Source organism: Streptomyces sp. NPDC003042 (assembly GCF_053591315.1).
On sequence record NZ_JBSFTP010000064.1, the window covers coordinates 26,780 to 42,316 of the forward strand.

The following is a 15,537-nucleotide window of genomic DNA, read 5'->3' on the forward strand; positions in this document are numbered from 1 at the left end:
CCAGCGCGGCCGGAACGGGTCGATGCTCGCGGCGAGTGCGGCCGACGCCCGAACAACTACAACAAAAGCCTCGGCGTTGCCCAGCCGACTCGGCTGGGAGTGGGGGGTGCGGGCGGGGAGGTCCGGTCCACGGGATACCGCCCCCTCAGCCGCCGGGAGGCGGTACGTGCTGCCACTTGGCCTCGAGGCTGTAGAGGGTACGCTCGAGGGGAACGACACACCGGTCTCGTCCCGGCCATCCAGTCCGCGCTGGTCGCTGACCGCGTCCCCCAGCTGCCCGAGCGCAGCACCTCGGCCAGGAACGCGTTGAACCGCTGCCCACGCGCCACCTCCTGGCCTGGCGTGGACCGGTACGACTCCTGGTGGTCGGACCTGAGCGGTGTCAGTCCGGGCGGGCACCGGAGAGCCGGATCGGCGTGCGGTTCATGCCGCCGACGGTAGCCAGTCAGACGCCTCCCTGGCCGCTACCAGAATTCTCAATACAACTGCGGGATTCTCATCCAGTTTGCGGTACTGCAGGCCAAGGCCTGATCTGCGTGAAGAAGCGTACCGAGCCATCTCTCAGTCATCTGCAGGCCCGCAGCTCATAGCGATACCTCTACCGCAACACGGATGAGAACTCACAGCAGCACTCAACCAACCTGCGCAGTCGTGCTTCGACCGACAACAACCGCAGGTCAGACGATCCGTAGTGACACCAGCCAACAACGGCCAGCTGGGATCTCTCGAACTGTCTCCGAGCCCCACGCCTTTCCTGGGATCGTGGCTGCATGGACACCACCGTCGGCCCCCGGCCGACCATCGCCCGACGGGCCCGGACATGGTGAGCGCAGGCCGCTCCCGGGTGTGGCTCCGCGTCGGTCACACCCGAATCCGAGCCGACAAGGTCACCGCGGTAACCCCCGCCGACGATGACCTCCACCTCCACGTCACCGGCCACCCGAACGGCCTGATACTCCGCCTGCCGCCCGGGGCGAAGCGCACCGACCGCAACGGACGCCCGATCGACTGGTCGGACGAACTACTTCGCATCATCGAGCAGGCCGCAGCGCAGCCGGTCGGAACCCTCATCACGTTCACGGCCGACAACAACGTCCACACCGCCGGCTTCACCGCCCACCCGCTCACCGGCGACGACCACCCCCTCATCACACCCCCACTCCACCCAATCCCCGACCCCATGCCCCAACGCCCCACCCCCGCCACCTGGGCCAGCCCCCGCCCGCGTCCCCACACGAGCAATACCAAGCCTTACACGCCCCGCTGAGCGCCCGTCAGACATCCATCTGGCTGGAGGGGAGCCGCGAGGGGCTGTGAAGCGCTCAGCGAGGCGTACAGACGGCCTTTCTGGGGAAGATGGCTGCCTCGGCCCTGCGGGACTCCGGGCAGTTGGAGCAGGACCCAAACGGCCACCCGCACCGCTATGTGGGTTCCATCCCGCTCTATCCGGACACAGCAGACGTGATTCACATCACAGCACCGCTAGCCGTTTGGCGAATCTGATGAGCACATGACAGTCTGCCAACCGGCAATCGCCAACCAGCAATTTGATTCCGGCTCGCGAATAAAGCGGCCGATCAGGAGGAATAATGTTCACGTCCAGATTCGCCCGCACGGCAGGGATCTGCGCAAGTGCCGCCGCAATGGTTTTCGCGTCAGCATATCCGGCAGCTGCCGACGGCGACGTTACCGCGTTCTCAAACAGGGGCATCAAAATCGCCGAGGGCACGATGACGCATATCGACGACGGGGACGTCTTCAAAATCTGCGACACTCTTGTCGATGGCCGGGGTGTGTATGGGGCGCTTTTCTATAACTCCTACTACAACTTCGACGGCTACCAGAGGGTGATGACGATCAACGACGGCGGCGACGCCGGCTGCGACACCAAGGGCCACGATATCGGCAACACCGGGTCTTACACGATGGTAATCTGCCCGGGCGAATACCCGACGAATGCTTACCAAACCTATCCCTGCACGGCTTCTGGCGAGTTCAACGAGTAGTCGGCGGATACCACCAGGTAGCCACTAGCCTCAATACTGAACCTGAATCTTTCGTGACGGTCCGTCGGTGTCTATGACGGGCCGTTCCGGCTTTTCGGGCTGGCAGTGGGCAGCCTTGAGCTCTTTCATCCTGGCACTGAGCTTTTCCTTACTCAGTCTGAGCAACGAACGCCGCACGCCGATCTGGTGTCAACCAGCCGCGGCAGCAGGGCACCCAGTCCCCGACCCCATGCCCCGTCCCGACTCCACCAAGACCAACCCACAGCCCGACAGGCCCCGCTGAGCGCCCATCAGTCGCCAACTCAACCGAGGGGGCTGGAAGTGGCCGCTAGCGCTCAGCGAGGCGTACAGCGCCTTACTGGGGAAGATGACTGCCTCGGCCCTGCGAGACTCCGGACAGTCGGAGCAGGACACGACGGGCCACCCGCAACCCGCTATTTGGTTCCATCCCGCTCTATCCGGACACAGCAGACGTGACTCCCATCACAGCACCGCTACCCGTCTCGCGGATCTGATGAGCACATGACAGTCTGCCAACCGGGAATCGCCAAACAGTATTTGATTCCGGCTCGCGAATAAAGCGGCCGATCAGGAGGAATAATGTTCACGTCCAGATTTGCCCACATGGCAGGGATTTGCGCAAGCGCCGCCGCAATGGTTTTCGCGTCAGCATATCCGGCGGCTGCCGACGACGTTACCGCGATGGCAAACAAGAGCGTCAGCATCGCCGAAGGCAGGATGGAGTTCATCGACGACGGGGACGTCTTCAAAATCTGCGACACTCTTGTGAATGGCGAAGGGGTGTATGGGGCGGTTTTCTATAACTCCTACTACAACACCGACGGCTACCAGAGGGTGATGACGATCAACGACGGCGGCGACGCCGGCTGCGACAAAAAAGGCTACGACATCGGCAACACCGGCACTTATACATTCGTTATCTGCCCGGGCGATTACCCGACGAATGCTTTCCAAACATGGCCAGGCTGCAAGGCCTCTACCGAATTCAACGAGTAGTCGGCAGATACTACCCAGGTAAGCAAAAGCCTCAATGCAGTGACTGAACCTGCACCTTTCGTGACGGTCCGTCAGTGTCTATGACGGGCCGTTTCGGCTTTTCGGGCTGGTAGTGGGCCAGCCTTGAGCTCTTTCATCCTGGCCACTGAGCTTTTTCCTTCCTCAGTCTGAGCAACGAACGCCGCACGCTGATCTGGTGTCAACCGGCCGCGGCAGCAGGTCCCTGGCCGAAGAGCGGCACATCCGCCGCCATCACGTCCAGACGTAGCCGCTTGAAACGCAGCGGGTGACGGAAGACTCCGCCGCGGTCAATAGCGCGATCCGCGCTGACCTCGGCCACCAGCTCGGGACGGACCACCGTGATATCGAGGATGTCGCGGGACCCCCATGACGCGGTGAACCGGGCCCCCTCCCACGGGTGGTCGCGGCCGGCTGGGGCAACCGGCAGGTGGTCCGCGACCTGGCGGGCCTGATCCGCCCGCAGGGGCACCGTGCGACCGACGGGGCGCAGGCGCCCGGTCTGGTCGTGGCGGCCACTGTCCTGCGTCAGGCACGGACCGCCGCAACACCAGTACGCCTCCGGGCCAGCTCCACGCACCGGATACCGCCGCCGGGGTGCCACTCCATCACCGGCCCCACCACGCCCCCGTGCTCGGCGCACCAGCTCACCGGGACGACTCCGCCGCAGTCGTGCCGCTTGCACGCGCACGCCTCCCCCGGGCCGGCGTATGCCACCCCGTGGCGTTCCACACCGACCGAGCCCACCGAGGCGGCGCCCCGCAGGCCGGCAGGCCAGGTGAGCGTGAGGCGCAGGCCGCCCGACCCGGAACGGAACCGCTCCGCCACCCGCACCTCCCCCATGACCGCCAACGGTCCCGTGCCCGGCGCGGTCAGCCGGCCCACCGACGCCCCGAACGCCCCCGCCGTCAGGGCGGCCAACTCGTCGGCATCCCCATCAACCTGCCAGTCTGCACAGCATGCGGCAGCGACCACTGCGCGGGAGGTTACTGTCGCCGCTGCCACCCCCGCGTGCCCTACGCGGACAGCTGGACCGCGCACTCTCGCACGCCGGTCACCATCGGCTGGATGCAGCCCTTGCTCAAGGATCATCCGGTCACCGCCCAACGACTCCGCGAGAATCGGATCCTCGAAGAGGCCGCCGTCACCGGCGCCGACCCGCAACACCTGTGCGCGGTATTCAACATCTCCCCCGACACCGGACTGCGCTACACCCGGACATTCCTCCCCGACCCCTTGCCCGACCGCGGCCAAGAGGACACGCCGTAACCGGCAACCGCCCCGACTGCGTGCCCGCACCGCCCCTCTCGCTCCGGCGCCCGAGCACTCGCTCACTCGGACACCGAATCGTCATGCACTTCGACACCGAATCAGCCGGAACCGAGCCGACACAGCCGAGGATCCCGGGCGGCAGAGCCAAGTTCGTGGTGCCAGCACCTCAGAAATCCAGGCGCTTTGACGAATTCGGAGACCGGTCGGAGGCAGCGGACAGGCCGCCGGCCGTCGGAGAGATTTCCGGCGGTCGGCGGCCTGTCGAAGGGCTGGGGAACGGTGTCCTCGGCGCGGGTCCCTGTCAGGACTCGCAGGGAAGGTTGACGATGCGGACGGTGTACGCCGAGGAGACCCAGCGGTTGGTGCCCACGTTGCGGAAGCCGTTGGTGGTGGACGCCGATGCGAGGATCGTGGAGCCGTTGGCGTAGGACCCGACGACCGAGTAGCCGGTGCCGGGACCGCTGCGGATCAGCAGACCGCCACTGGCGTTGACCTTGTAGTAGCACCGGGTGGCGAGCGCACCGGCCGGCGCGAGCTCCACGGCCGCGCCCGTCGTCCGGGCGGGTGCGGCGGCCTGGGCCGTGAGACCGCCGCCGAGGAGCGCGGCGGCGGACAGGGCCGCCACGGCCGCCGTGCGGGCGGCGGAGCGACGCGGTGACATGGTGCGGCGTGCTGCTGCGACCGTCATGGAATCGATTCCCCTTGCGTCGTCGGTTCTGGGTGCGGAACACGTACGTAGGAGCAGGCCCGGGTCGGCCGAGCGGTGTCACCTCTCAACGGACACCGGAGCCGCGCACGACGTTAGCGCCATCGGGGCGAAGTCAGCCGCCTGACGCATGAGAACTCCCCAATCGGAAGGGGAAGTTGCCCGTTCCGGTTCCGGTTGGGGAGTCCGTAAGACGCTGGAGCCCCGGGACGCCCCTTTCAGGGGGCCCGGACGGCGTCAGCGCTTGGCGCGCGAGCTGGTGCGGCCGCGCTCCTTCTGGTCCAGGACGACCTTGCGGATACGCACGGTCTCTGGGGTCACCCGGATGCACTCGTCGTCGCGGCAGAACTCCAGCGACTGCTCGAGCGACAGCTTGCGGGCCGGCACCACGTTCTCGGTATTGTCGGCCGCCGCCGCACGCATGTTGGTGAGCTTCTTCTCCTTGGTGATGTTCACGTCCATGTCGTCGGCACGCGAGTTCTCATCGACGATCATGCCCTCGTAGACCTCGGTGCCGGCCTCCAGGAAGATGACACCACGCTCCTGCAGGTTGACCATCGCGAACGGTGTCACCGAACCGGAGCGGTCCGCGACCAGCGAACCGTTGTGGCGGGTGCGCAGCTCGCCGAACCACGGCTCGTGACCCTCGAAGAGGGAGTGCGCGATGCCGGTGCCGCGGGTCTGCGTCAGGAACTCCGTACGGAAGCCAGCCCGGCCTGACGACAATCTTTCCGGCTGTAACGGGCGCTTCAGGGGCGCGGTCATCCCAGAAGGCTGCGCGATCAGCGCCGGCCGCCGCCGATGCGGCGGTCGTCGGCCAGTGCGGTAAGCGGGCCGAACTCGCGGGCAAGCTGGTTCCACGTCAGAACCTCGCCACAGCGGGCCGGGAACTCCTTCGGGTTGAACTCGGGCATGGTCCAGGTGCCAGTGCCCCGGTCCCGCAGCCACAGGTCCCCGTCACCGTCAACCACAGTCGGCGGGACCGGTACGGGCTCGGCCTGATCGGTGGGCTCCCAGGTGACCCGGCCCGGGTGGGAAACGCGGCGCAGCTCGGTAGTGGCCAGCCGCGCAGCCAAGTCACGGGTGGACTCTTCGGCGTCCTTGACCGACGCGAGTCGGAATGCGTCATCAAGTACGGGCAGGGCTGGATTCTTGCTGCGCTTTGAACTCATACGCTGACTACCTCCGGTGGGGGGCGTCACATCCGTTATGGCACCCCGTAGAGGAACACGGTATCCGAGGCGGGAGCCGGTCCGGCTACGACCACTGTCCAGGTGGAGGCGCTGACACACCGGGCGGTGGGGCTAGGTGGTGAGCTGGTCCTGGACGTGGCGCAACCCGTGGTGGTAGCGCTCAGATATGGCGGTCCGGGTCTGAGAAGGTGAGGCCGCCGGGGGCGAGCGGACGTCGGGCCGGGGCGGGTGCGGGCTCGGTCTCGCCGGGCGGCTGGAGGAAGTCGGCGCCCTGCTCGACCGGCATCAGGCGCCCACCCGCCTGGGCGGGTACGGGAGCGTCGAAGCGGGCTCGGAGAAGGCGGGCAGCGAGAGCGGTCGACGGTCGGTCATGATCCCTAGTCTCCCAGGTCCGGCCCTGCGGGTAGGGCCAGGCCGCTATCAGCGGTGATAGTGCTCTGGCCCTGGCCAGCAGGGCCAGGCTGGTTGTTTCAGCTCACCAGAACAGAGCGGTTAAACCACTGCTACCGCCGGTGAACCGGCCCGGACCGCCGAGGCCGGGCGGCACACTGCGCGGGTGACCACGACCCCCGCCTGAACCGGGTTCAGAATCACGCTCTGAGCGCGATCGACACCAGGGCTCGGACGGACTGGCTTTGCGTCTGGTCCGAGCCCGTGGCGAGCGCGGTGACGGCGCGGTCGAGGGCCTCGCGGGTGTCGGTCATGGGCGAAGTGAAGCAGAACGGCCGGTCCCCCTGCAGCGGCTCTCGACGGCATCATCCTTCCGGACAGATACCGGTTGACCTGGTGTCCGCCTCCGAGGCGGGGGTGCGCTGCTCCTGGTAGCTGGGCGGGTCAGCGACCATCGTCGTCGTGATCGGCGGCTTGGTCAGCTAGCTGTGGAGGATTCCGGTACGGGCGGCGATGCCTCGGAGCTCGGGTGTGGTGCGCCCGGAGAGCAGCAGGCCGGAGACGAGGGATTTCACGGCTGGGCGGGCGTGGGTTTCCTGAGGGGCCCAGTACTCGGCCTGGAGTAGGGCGCGGATGCATTCGTCTCGTCGGCCCCATTGGGCGAAAGCTTTCGCGCGGTCGGTGAAGTAGAGCGCGCGCCGTTCCGTGGTGGGGAGGGCTTGGGGGGCGAGGGCATCGGCAGCGGCGATGGCTGCGGAAGGGTCACCGGCGGTGTTCTCCGCTGAGATCAGGTGGAGCTGCACGGTGGCCCGGCTGAAGCCGCCGTTGGTGTCCCGAAGGTGGGTTACGGCGCCGAGGCTCTTGGCGATGGCGGTGGCCTCGCTTGTCAGTTCGCGCATGCCGGTTTGATCGCGTTGGTGGGCGACGGTGTAGGCGGCGCACTGGACCAGTAGACCTCGCTGTGCGATCCCTGCGTTTCCGAGTTCGCGCAGGGCCGGGTCGTCGGCGGCGTTGAGAGAGGGTGAGGGCCTGGTCGTGCCATCCCGCCTTGCGGGCGAGGACGGCCTGCTGGCGGGCTGCTTCCGCGACGGCCATGGGCGCTCCGCCGGCGGCGGCGAACTGCCGGGCTCGGTCGGCTGCCATCCAGCCGAGTTGCGGCTCGTCGAGTTTGATGAGGATTCGCGTCGCGAGGAGGTAGGCCTGCGCCAGCACGGGGAAGTTGTCGCTGTCGTTGGTGGACTGGTGCCCGGCGGAGATCAGGCGTGGGAGCCGTAGGGCGAGGCTGGAGTACGCGCAGTCGTTGAAGTCGGCCGAGGCGCGGTGCAGTTCCGCCGCGAGGAGGTCCAGGGGTGTGTCGGGGGCTGTGCGGCCGAGTCCCAGCATGGCGTCGCGCAGCCCTGCGACGAGCGTCTCGCCGAGTTGCGCTTCCTCGGTTTTGGCCGGGGCGGCGCCGGCGACAGGGGCGCCCATGGCGGCGGCCGCGGTGACCGCCAGGTTCGCGAGCAGTTGCCTTCGCGTGTGCACCGGGTCCTTTCCGTCTTCGCGGCCTGGGATTCCCAGGGTAGGGGCGGGCAGGCTGGGATACGGGCCAGTTGGCTGACTGGTCGGGTCCGGTTGGGCGCCCGTGGTCGGTGCGAGGCCGAGGGCTTGCGGTGGGATGTCGAGCGCTCGGGCGAACCTCTGGAGTACGGAGACGTCCGTCATGGCGGATTTTCCGCGCTCTAGGCGGGATACCTGGGCGGCCGAGTAGCCGGTCAGCGATCCGAGCTTGGCGAGAGTCATGCCCTGGGTTCTACGCGTTCTGCGGACCACCTCGCCGGGTGTTGCCGTCGCTGTGGGTGTCACCTGTGGCTTGCGCACTGCATCCATAACCCCCCGTCCCTGTGTAGCCAGGCTGCGTGGGCCCTGAGAGCAGGAACTCGGCACGCGGCCGTCCGAACTTGCACGAGATGCAAACTCCTTGCAGCCCTATGGCTACGGACTGTTCTACCGCGTCCTGGTGCGGTGGTCTTGGACTTGCGGCGGTCGATCACCTCCGCGCACCCCACCCACCCAATGAGCACTCCCGAGAAGGGACTCTCCGTGGATCGGTACTTGCAGCGTCGCGAACGTCTGCTGACGTCGTCCAGGCCTTTGCCGGACTTCGATGTCGTGGGATCGAAAGGGCCCTGGCTTCACCGCGCCGACGGCCGTCGGATCCTCGACGGATCGAGCGGCCTCCTCTGCGTGAACGTCGGGCAGGGCAGTCGGGCGGTCTTCTCCCGCATCGAGCGGCAGTTCTCCCGCTACTCGTTCGGCGGGGCCGCCGTCGTCCGGCCTGACATCCAGATGGAGCTGATGGACCGCCTGTGCCGCGCGGTGGGCCGGCCGGAGGACTCCGTCGCGCTGACCACGTGCGGGACGCTCGGCGTGGAGGTCGCGGTGGGCCTGGCGCGGAACATCGTGCGCGTCCGCGGCGGGAAGCGGCGCGGGGACATCCTGACGTCCAACCTGTCCTACCACGGCAACAGCATGTTCACCCTCGGGGTCGCGGGCAACCAGGTCCGCAACCCCCGCCCGGAAGACCGGTACGGTCTCGGCCCCGCCTTCTCCGCTCCCTATCCGCCGACACACGGCCACGCCCATGAAGGGCACGGCTGCGATGCCTCCTGTGCCGACGAGGTCGCGCGGGCGATCGACAGCAGGGGCGCGGAGAACATCGCCGCGGTCCTGATCGAGCCGATCAATGGGACCACGGGCGGCGCTTTCGTGCCCCCGGATGGTTACCTGTGGCGGGTGGCGGAGATCTGCCGGGAGCGGAACGTCCTGGTCATCCACGACGAAGTCCTCACCGGGTTGTGGCGCACCGGCACGCCTCTGGCGAGTCATCACTGGGACGGCTGCGAGCCCGACCTGGTCATCCTGTCCAAGGGCCTGGGTGCCGGCTACGTCAGTGTGGGCGCGGTGCTGGTGTCGCCGGAGATCGCACCGCTGCTGTGGCACAAGGACGTGGACCCGCTGCCCGCGATGGGCACCATGGCTACCCACCCCCTGATGGCGGCGGCCTGCCTCGGGGTCTTGGACGAGCTGGAGTCCCTGGACTTCGGCGCCTTCACGGCGCGAGGCGAGCGTCTCGGAGCGTCTCTGCGGTCCCTGACCGGCTGGGCGCCGGTGCGGGATGTCCGTGGCGTCGGCCACCTCTACGGGGTCGAGGTCGCGCCCGGCCTGCTCTGGCCCCTGATGCAGGAGTGCGAGCGGCGCGGCGTCTTCTTCTACCCGTTCACCGGAGCCGGTGACCCGCGCAGCGAGGGCCTGGTCGTCGCGCCCCCGCTGAACGCCAGCGATGAGGACATCGACTTCCTGACCGCCGCGCTCACCGACGCGGTGGCCGCCCTCAGCTAACCCACCCGCCGCTCCCTCCAAGGGGCGGACCGTTCCGAATCAGAGATCGAGGACACGGCATGCAGTTTCCCGTCACGGTCATCGACCAGCTCGACGAGGCCCAGCTCCGCAAGTGGCACGACTTCTACGGCGTGACCGCCGACCGGCCCCGGTTCGAGGAGGAGGGCATCTGGCGGCGCACCCAGCAGGAGGAGACCGCCGCCAACTCCGGCTGGACGGGCGAGGGTGACGCGCGCCGCCGTATCGTCCACTACTGGCACCAGTACGGGCTCGTGGACACCACCGCGGCGCCGGCGCTCGCCATGACGCAGATGTACCTGTACCACTCGGTGGCGGCGCCGCGGGCCGAGATCGAGGAGGCGTGGGAGCAGAACCACGCCATGCTGTCCGAGGGCGGCTGGAAGCACGTCGGGCCGGGCCGGTTCGAGCTGGGTGACCTGCGCGTCCACATGATCCGCGTCGAGTTGCACCCGGAGGACCTGCGGGCGGGCCGCAAGCTTCCGGCGGACTACGAGGTCATCGACACCACGTTCACTTCCGTCAACACGTTCCCGCCGAGGACGGTCCGCCGCCGGCCCTGGGAGGTCCTGACACACGGGGTCCGGGTCAAGGACACCCCCGGGCAACCGGTCTACGCCGACAGCCTCGCGCAGCTCACCGACTTCCTGCCGTTCCAGGTCGAGGTCGGCTGCGGCGTCTCCTACGAGGCCGGGATCCCGCCGCTGCACCGGCTCCACGAGATCTACCACGTCAACGAGATCGAGGACGAGCTGCTCGGCAAGGGCTTCACGTTCGTCCTCGCCCCGGGGAGGGACCCGCTGCTCACGGAGATGTTCCTTCAGACCGAGGACAAGGTAAGCGAGCTCTCGGAGATGTACCGGGCGTGTTTCGACGCCGAGGTGACCCCGGCACTGCACGCGCTCAAGCGCATGGAAGAGGCCGGGCACCTGGTCGGCCCGTTCATCACGAACAACTTCGACGGCCTGGGCGCGCGCGCCGGGTTCGAGGAGCAGTTCATGCGCCGCTACGACCAGCGGATCCCGCCGGTCACCTTCCACCCCGACGCGAAGGCACTGGTCGTGATCGGGCTGCACGCCGACCGGCGGTGGGTGGCCAAGCGGGCCCGCGCGGCCGGACTCAAGGTGTTCCTCGTGACCCGGAGGGATTCCCCCGTCCGGACGGCACGTGGTTCGACTACCCGCTGGAGGCCCCGCAGACCGGTGACGTGGTCGTACGGCAGACGGCCGCCGCCGCGATCAGCGAGCTGGAGCGGCTGCTGAACCTCGACGCAGACAACACGTGAGATTCGGGGCCGGGGAACGGCGCTAGCCTCTGGGCTCGTTCCCCGGCCCTGCCACGCGGGCCCCTCCTAGGATGAGAGTCAAGGAATGCGTATTTCAGTAATCGGCTGCGGGCACCTCGGCATCCCGCACGCGGCGGCGATGGCCGAACTGGGTCACGAAGTCATCGGTGTGGACGTCGACCAGGCCAAGGTCGAGCGCCTGAACTCCGGTCACTGCCCCATCTACGAGACCGGACTACCCGAGCTGCTCGCCCGCCACACCGCGAGCGGACGCCTGCGGTTCACGACCGACATCCGGGAGGCCGCCGAGTTCGCCGAGCTGCACTTCATCGGTGTCGGTACGCCGATCGACGCGGACGGCCGCTCATACGACACCGGGCAGGTGTACGGCGCTGTCCGCCAGCTCGCCCCTCTCCTGACGCGGCCGTGCACGATCGTCGGCAAGAGCACGGTGACCGTCGGCACCACCGCTCAGGTCACCGCACTCGCCCAGCGCTTGGCCCCGGCCGGCCAGGACGTCGATGTCGTGTGGAATCCCGAATTCTTGCGCGAGGGGCACGCGGTGGAGGACACGCTGCGCCCGGACCGTCTCATCGCCGGCGTCACCAGCGCCGAGGGGGAGAAGGCGATCCGTGCCGTGTACGCGCCGATCCTGGACGCCGGTGTCCCGATCTTCGTCACCGACCCGCAGACCGCCGAACTCGCCAAGGGCGCCGCGAACACCTTCCTCGGCCTGAAGATCAGCTACATCAACGCCGTCGCCGACATGTGCCAAGCCGCTGGCGGCGACGTCTCCCAGATCGTGGAGATCCTCGGCATCGACCCGCGGATCGGGTCCGGCGGCATGAGGCCCGGCATCGGCTACGGCGGTGGCTGCCTCCCCAAGGACGTCCGTGCCTTCACCGCCTCCGCCCGCCAGCTCGGCGCCGAACAGGCCGCCACCCTCCTGCGCGCCGCCGAGAAGATCAACGAGAGCCGCACCGATGTCGCCATGGACCTCATCCGCGAGGCTCTGGGCGACCGTCCCGTCAGGGGGACCCGGGTCACCGTGTGGGGCGCCGCGTTCAAGCCTGGCACCAACGACGTACGTGAGTCCCCGGCCCTCGCCCTCGCCCATGCCCTCCAGCAGGCCGGTGGCAACGTCACCGTTCACGACCCGCAGGCTGTGGCCTCCGCCATGACCCGCAACCCGGAGCTGGACTACACCGACGACCTGGCCGCATCCGTCGACGGAGCCGACCTCGTCGTCCTGGCCACCGAGTGGCCGGAGTACCGGCAGGCCGACCCTCAGGCTCTCGTGGACCGTCCGGCCAACCCCCTGCTCGTCGACTGCCGCACCACCCTCGACCCCGAGCCCTGGCGCACGGCCGGCTGGACTCTCCACCAGCTTGGACGACCCGGCAAGTAGAACCGGCGGTCGAAAAGGATTAGGCCCGCATCACATCATCAACGCCCTCGAAAGCCGGAGGTGCCCTGCCATGACCAGTGCCGACGTCCTTCTTCGTCGTGCCGAGGACTCCGACGCGCGCCCCGCGGCCGATCTGTGGCTGCGTTCCTTCGCCGCCGCGCTGCCGACCGTGCGCTGCGCCCACGACGAAGCCGCCGTACGCGGCTGGTTCGCCCGCGTGCTCGTGCCCCAGTACGAGACCTGGGTAGCGGTCACCGGCAGCAACGTGGTGGGCCTCATGGTGCTGGGCGGCGGGGAGCTGAAACAGCTCTACCTCGACCCCGCGTGGCGCGGGCGGGGCCTCGGCGACCGTTTCATGTCCCTGGCCAAGAAGCGGCAGCCGGACGGACTGGCGTTGTGGACGTTCCAGGTCAACGAATCGGCCCACCGGTTCTACGAGCGACACGGCTTCATCGCGGTCGAGCGAACCGACGGACTACGCAACGACGAGCGCGAGCCGGACGTCCGCTACGTCTGGCCTCCCCCACCAACACGCTGACGATGAAGGCGGTCACCCGAACTCCAGGGTGACCGCCTTCATCGTCGCGGAGCCGGTCTACGGTGTCGCAATGACAGTTCTGATCGTCGGCGGCAGCGGATTCCTCGGGACCGAGCTGGTCCGGCAGGCGAGAACAGCGGGGCACACGACCGTCGCGACGTACGCGACCAAGCCCGGCACCGCCTCCCCCACCGCGTGGCGCCACCTTGATCTGCGGGACGCGGGCAGCCTGGACGCCATCATGGCCGAGGTGCGCCCGCAGCTCGTCCTCAACGCCTCGAGCGGCCTGGCCCACTGGGCGACCACGGCAGAGGGCCCCATCCGGCTCGCGATGGCCGCGGCGACGTACGGAACCCGCATGGTCCACGTGTCCAGCGACGCAGTGTTCTCCGGCACGCGAGTCCACTACGACGAGTCCAGCCTCCCCGACCCCATCACCCCCTACGGCGCGGCCAAAGCCGCGGCAGAGACCGGCGTCCTCGCGGTCCATCCGAAGGCTGCTGTCGCCCGGACATCGCTGATCATCGGCCACGGGCAGTCCGCACACGAGAAGGTGGTGCACGAACTCGCCGCCGGAACGCGCGACGGTGCGCTGTTCACCGACGACATCCGTTGCCCCGTGCACGTCACCGACCTGGCCGCCGCCCTCCTGGAGCTGGCGGCCACCGACACAACCGGCGTCCACCACCTCGCAGGCCGCGATGCTGTAAGCCGTCACGAGCTAGGCATCCTCATCGCCCAGCGGGACGGTCTTGACGCCTCCCGGCTGCCCACGGGTCTGCGGGCCGACAGCACCCTCCCCGGCGCTCTCGACGTGCGCCTCGACAGCAGAGCGACCCAGCGGACTCTGCGCACCACACTGCGCGGCGCCCGGCAGTTCCTGCATCACCCTGGCGCAACAGCTCAGCAAGTGGGCCCATGAGTGATCGGCCAGGTCCCATGAGGACTTGGCCGATGCCCAGGCACGGGAAGAATCCGAGGTGATGGGCGCCGCCGGGCATCCGTACAGGGTTGCACCTGGCACTGACAAAGGTCGGTTCAGGCCGTCCAGGTGCCGCGGATCGCGGCTGACAGGTGTGCCTTGGCCGCAGGTCTTGTTCCCGTAGGCATCGACGGGCATGGTGGCTGTTCTGTCCGGCATACGCAGGACGGGGCGCGTGGTGCACAGAAGCGAGGGGTGCTCGTGAATCGCAGGGCAATGGGAACGGTGTTAGCCGCGGTCTTGATCGCGCTGGTGGCGCCCACCACGCCGGCGTCGGCCGCCGTGGTGGCGAACCGATTCGAGAGCTACTACAACACCGGGGAGTGCCTGGACTACAGTGGCACCCAAGGGGTCTACACAACCAAGTGCAACACAGGCCCGTACCAGCAGTGGATCTGGAACAACGGCGACGGAGTAGCCACACCGATGCGACAGGTGGCCACTGATAAATGCCTGGCCACTAATGCGGGCGGGGATCTGTACATGGCGACCTGCAATTCGAACGATCCCCTGCAGCGGTGGTACGTGACCCCCCGTCCGGGCATCCCGTTTCTCAAGAGCGCAGCACTCAACTACCAGTGCGTGACCGAGTGGCCCGAGTCGGTGACCCTCGACGTGTGTGAGACTGGGATCAAGCGTCAGCGATGGATCGTGCGGTCACTTGCCTAAAGGAGCGTCACGTCTCACCAGGACAGCTGGGTGGGTTCTGCTGCGGCAGATTACAAGCGCGGTCGACACGATTGCTCATGGGGCGGGCCGGTTGGCCGGGGTGCGAAGAACGCAGGCCCTTATTGATCAGAAACTCAAAGGGTTCTCGTCGAGGACGTAGCGGACGTGTGGGCCGCCGAAGTAGCCGCGGACGATGTGTGGTTGACGCTGGCGTCTGTGGAAGAATCTGCGGTTTCGGCGGCGAGTTCGGCCTGGTTCCTGGCCCGGTGGGTGTGGGGCAGGCTGCGTTTGAGGTCGGCGTTGACCAGCTCGTCGGGGTTCGGCTCGGGTGAGTACGAAGGCAGGAAGTGCAGCTCGATCTGGTCCTCGTGGCTGGCGAGCCAGGCCCGGACTGTCTTCGAGCGGTGGGCCGAGTGCCGGTCGACGATCAGGTGGATCTTCCGGTCGAAGTGCCCGACGATCCGGGCGAGGAAGCGGCACATGACCTTCGCGTCGAACGACTCGGTGAAGACCATGAAGTGCATCCGGCCGCGGGTGCTGATCGCGGACATCGCGTTCGCGGAGAACCGGTTCCCGGTCCGGCGGACGATGGGAGTCGTGCCCTTGGCACCCCAGGTGCGGCCGGTGACCTGGTCCGAGCGGATCCCGACCTGG

17 protein-coding genes and 2 pseudogenes are annotated in these 15,537 nt (G+C 67.9%); 10 read left to right on the top strand and 9 right to left on the bottom strand.

What is annotated here, in order from left to right; translation table 11 throughout:
* Positions 1 to 820 precede the first annotated feature (820 nt).
* From ACWDYJ_RS26645 to ACWDYJ_RS26655, 3 genes are all read left to right on the top strand, one after another.
* On the top strand, positions 821 to 1,267 hold the full coding sequence (locus tag ACWDYJ_RS26645; protein ID WP_451568118.1) for a hypothetical protein: 447 nt from the start codon (positions 821 to 823) through the stop codon (positions 1,265 to 1,267).
* A 322-nt stretch (positions 1,268 to 1,589) separates the two neighbouring features.
* Positions 1,590 to 2,006, top strand: a complete 417-nt coding sequence (locus ACWDYJ_RS26650) for a hypothetical protein (protein ID WP_451568119.1) — start codon at positions 1,590 to 1,592, stop codon at positions 2,004 to 2,006.
* Positions 2,007 to 2,606: 600 nt separating this feature from the next.
* Positions 2,607 to 3,023 (top strand): hypothetical protein, encoded by a 417-nt coding sequence (locus tag ACWDYJ_RS26655; RefSeq protein WP_451568120.1) that lies wholly within the window; start codon positions 2,607 to 2,609, stop codon positions 3,021 to 3,023.
* 199 nt (positions 3,024 to 3,222) lie between these two features.
* Here the strand turns inward: ACWDYJ_RS26655 and ACWDYJ_RS26660 are convergent, their stop codons facing one another.
* The gene (locus ACWDYJ_RS26660) at positions 3,223 to 3,513 is read right to left on the bottom strand and encodes a hypothetical protein (protein WP_451568121.1); all 291 of its coding nucleotides are present in this window, start codon (positions 3,511 to 3,513) and stop codon (positions 3,223 to 3,225) included.
* Between the two features lie 56 nt (positions 3,514 to 3,569).
* Complete coding sequence (locus ACWDYJ_RS26665) at positions 3,570 to 3,962, bottom strand: hypothetical protein (protein WP_451568122.1); 393 nt, start codon at positions 3,960 to 3,962, stop codon at positions 3,570 to 3,572.
* A gap of 147 nt (positions 3,963 to 4,109) precedes the next feature.
* Between ACWDYJ_RS26665 and ACWDYJ_RS26670 the strand changes: the two genes are divergently transcribed.
* Entirely contained in the window at positions 4,110 to 4,310 is a 201-nt protein-coding gene (locus ACWDYJ_RS26670; protein ID WP_451568123.1) for a hypothetical protein, read from the top strand.
* A 304-nt stretch (positions 4,311 to 4,614) separates the two neighbouring features.
* Here ACWDYJ_RS26670 and ACWDYJ_RS26675 read toward each other — a convergent pair whose 3' ends face one another.
* From ACWDYJ_RS26675 to ACWDYJ_RS26700, 6 genes and pseudogenes are all read right to left on the bottom strand, one after another.
* A complete protein-coding gene (locus tag ACWDYJ_RS26675) occupies positions 4,615 to 5,001 on the bottom strand; it encodes an SH3 domain-containing protein (protein ID WP_451568124.1) in 387 nt (128 codons plus the stop codon).
* A gap of 255 nt (positions 5,002 to 5,256) precedes the next feature.
* Positions 5,257 to 5,742: pseudogene (locus ACWDYJ_RS26680) on the bottom strand (translational GTPase TypA); the annotation flags it as partial.
* A 59-nt stretch (positions 5,743 to 5,801) separates the two neighbouring features.
* On the bottom strand, positions 5,802 to 6,191 hold the full coding sequence (locus ACWDYJ_RS26685; RefSeq protein WP_079403197.1) for a hypothetical protein: 390 nt from the start codon (positions 6,189 to 6,191) through the stop codon (positions 5,802 to 5,804).
* 181 nt (positions 6,192 to 6,372) lie between these two features.
* A complete protein-coding gene (locus tag ACWDYJ_RS26690) occupies positions 6,373 to 6,498 on the bottom strand; it encodes a hypothetical protein (protein WP_451568125.1) in 126 nt (41 codons plus the stop codon).
* 586 nt (positions 6,499 to 7,084) lie between these two features.
* A complete protein-coding gene (locus tag ACWDYJ_RS26695) occupies positions 7,085 to 7,501 on the bottom strand; it encodes a hypothetical protein (protein ID WP_451568133.1) in 417 nt (138 codons plus the stop codon).
* An 805-nt stretch (positions 7,502 to 8,306) separates the two neighbouring features.
* A pseudogene (locus tag ACWDYJ_RS26700) lies at positions 8,307 to 8,471 on the bottom strand (helix-turn-helix domain-containing protein); the annotation flags it as partial.
* Between the two features lie 186 nt (positions 8,472 to 8,657).
* On the opposite strand from ACWDYJ_RS26700, the gene ACWDYJ_RS26705 reads away from it, so the two are divergent.
* From ACWDYJ_RS26705 to ACWDYJ_RS26730, 6 genes are all read left to right on the top strand, one after another.
* A complete protein-coding gene (locus ACWDYJ_RS26705) occupies positions 8,658 to 9,983 on the top strand; it encodes an aminotransferase class III-fold pyridoxal phosphate-dependent enzyme (protein WP_451568126.1) in 1,326 nt (441 codons plus the stop codon).
* Between the two features lie 59 nt (positions 9,984 to 10,042).
* Positions 10,043 to 11,263 (top strand): hypothetical protein, encoded by a 1,221-nt coding sequence (locus ACWDYJ_RS26710; protein WP_451568127.1) that lies wholly within the window; start codon positions 10,043 to 10,045, stop codon positions 11,261 to 11,263.
* A gap of 108 nt (positions 11,264 to 11,371) precedes the next feature.
* On the top strand, positions 11,372 to 12,694 hold the full coding sequence (locus ACWDYJ_RS26715) for a UDP-glucose dehydrogenase family protein (protein ID WP_451568128.1): 1,323 nt from the start codon (positions 11,372 to 11,374) through the stop codon (positions 12,692 to 12,694).
* A 70-nt stretch (positions 12,695 to 12,764) separates the two neighbouring features.
* Positions 12,765 to 13,232, top strand: a complete 468-nt coding sequence (locus ACWDYJ_RS26720) for a GNAT family N-acetyltransferase (protein ID WP_451568129.1) — start codon at positions 12,765 to 12,767, stop codon at positions 13,230 to 13,232.
* Between the two features lie 70 nt (positions 13,233 to 13,302).
* The gene (locus tag ACWDYJ_RS26725; RefSeq protein ID WP_451568130.1) at positions 13,303 to 14,154 is read left to right on the top strand and encodes an SDR family oxidoreductase; all 852 of its coding nucleotides are present in this window, start codon (positions 13,303 to 13,305) and stop codon (positions 14,152 to 14,154) included.
* Positions 14,155 to 14,409: 255 nt separating this feature from the next.
* Entirely contained in the window at positions 14,410 to 14,883 is a 474-nt protein-coding gene (locus ACWDYJ_RS26730; protein ID WP_451568131.1) for an RICIN domain-containing protein, read from the top strand.
* 134 nt (positions 14,884 to 15,017) lie between these two features.
* On the opposite strand, the gene ACWDYJ_RS26735 is transcribed toward ACWDYJ_RS26730, so the two are convergent.
* Positions 15,018 to 15,537, bottom strand: a 520-nt coding sequence (locus ACWDYJ_RS26735) for an IS630 family transposase (protein ID WP_451568132.1), incomplete at its 5' end; no start/stop codon positions are given.

Coding starts and splice junctions, on each gene's coding strand:
- ACWDYJ_RS26645 (WP_451568118.1), top strand. CDS start 821: ATGGTGAGCGCAGGCCGCTCCCGGGTGTGGCTCCGCGTCGGTCACACC.
- ACWDYJ_RS26650 (WP_451568119.1), top strand. CDS start 1,590: ATGTTCACGTCCAGATTCGCCCGCACGGCAGGGATCTGCGCAAGTGCC.
- ACWDYJ_RS26655 (WP_451568120.1), top strand. CDS start 2,607: ATGTTCACGTCCAGATTTGCCCACATGGCAGGGATTTGCGCAAGCGCC.
- ACWDYJ_RS26670 (WP_451568123.1), top strand. CDS start 4,110: ATGCAGCCCTTGCTCAAGGATCATCCGGTCACCGCCCAACGACTCCGC.
- ACWDYJ_RS26675 (WP_451568124.1), bottom strand. CDS start 5,001: ATGACGGTCGCAGCAGCACGCCGCACCATGTCACCGCGTCGCTCCGCC.
- ACWDYJ_RS26685 (WP_079403197.1), bottom strand. CDS start 6,191: ATGAGTTCAAAGCGCAGCAAGAATCCAGCCCTGCCCGTACTTGATGAC.
- ACWDYJ_RS26690 (WP_451568125.1), bottom strand. CDS start 6,498: ATGCCGGTCGAGCAGGGCGCCGACTTCCTCCAGCCGCCCGGCGAGACC.
- ACWDYJ_RS26695 (WP_451568133.1), bottom strand. CDS start 7,501: ATGCGCGAACTGACAAGCGAGGCCACCGCCATCGCCAAGAGCCTCGGC.
- ACWDYJ_RS26705 (WP_451568126.1), top strand. CDS start 8,658: ATGAGCACTCCCGAGAAGGGACTCTCCGTGGATCGGTACTTGCAGCGT.
- ACWDYJ_RS26710 (WP_451568127.1), top strand. CDS start 10,043: ATGCAGTTTCCCGTCACGGTCATCGACCAGCTCGACGAGGCCCAGCTC.
- ACWDYJ_RS26715 (WP_451568128.1), top strand. CDS start 11,372: ATGCGTATTTCAGTAATCGGCTGCGGGCACCTCGGCATCCCGCACGCG.
- ACWDYJ_RS26720 (WP_451568129.1), top strand. CDS start 12,765: ATGACCAGTGCCGACGTCCTTCTTCGTCGTGCCGAGGACTCCGACGCG.
- ACWDYJ_RS26725 (WP_451568130.1), top strand. CDS start 13,303: ATGACAGTTCTGATCGTCGGCGGCAGCGGATTCCTCGGGACCGAGCTG.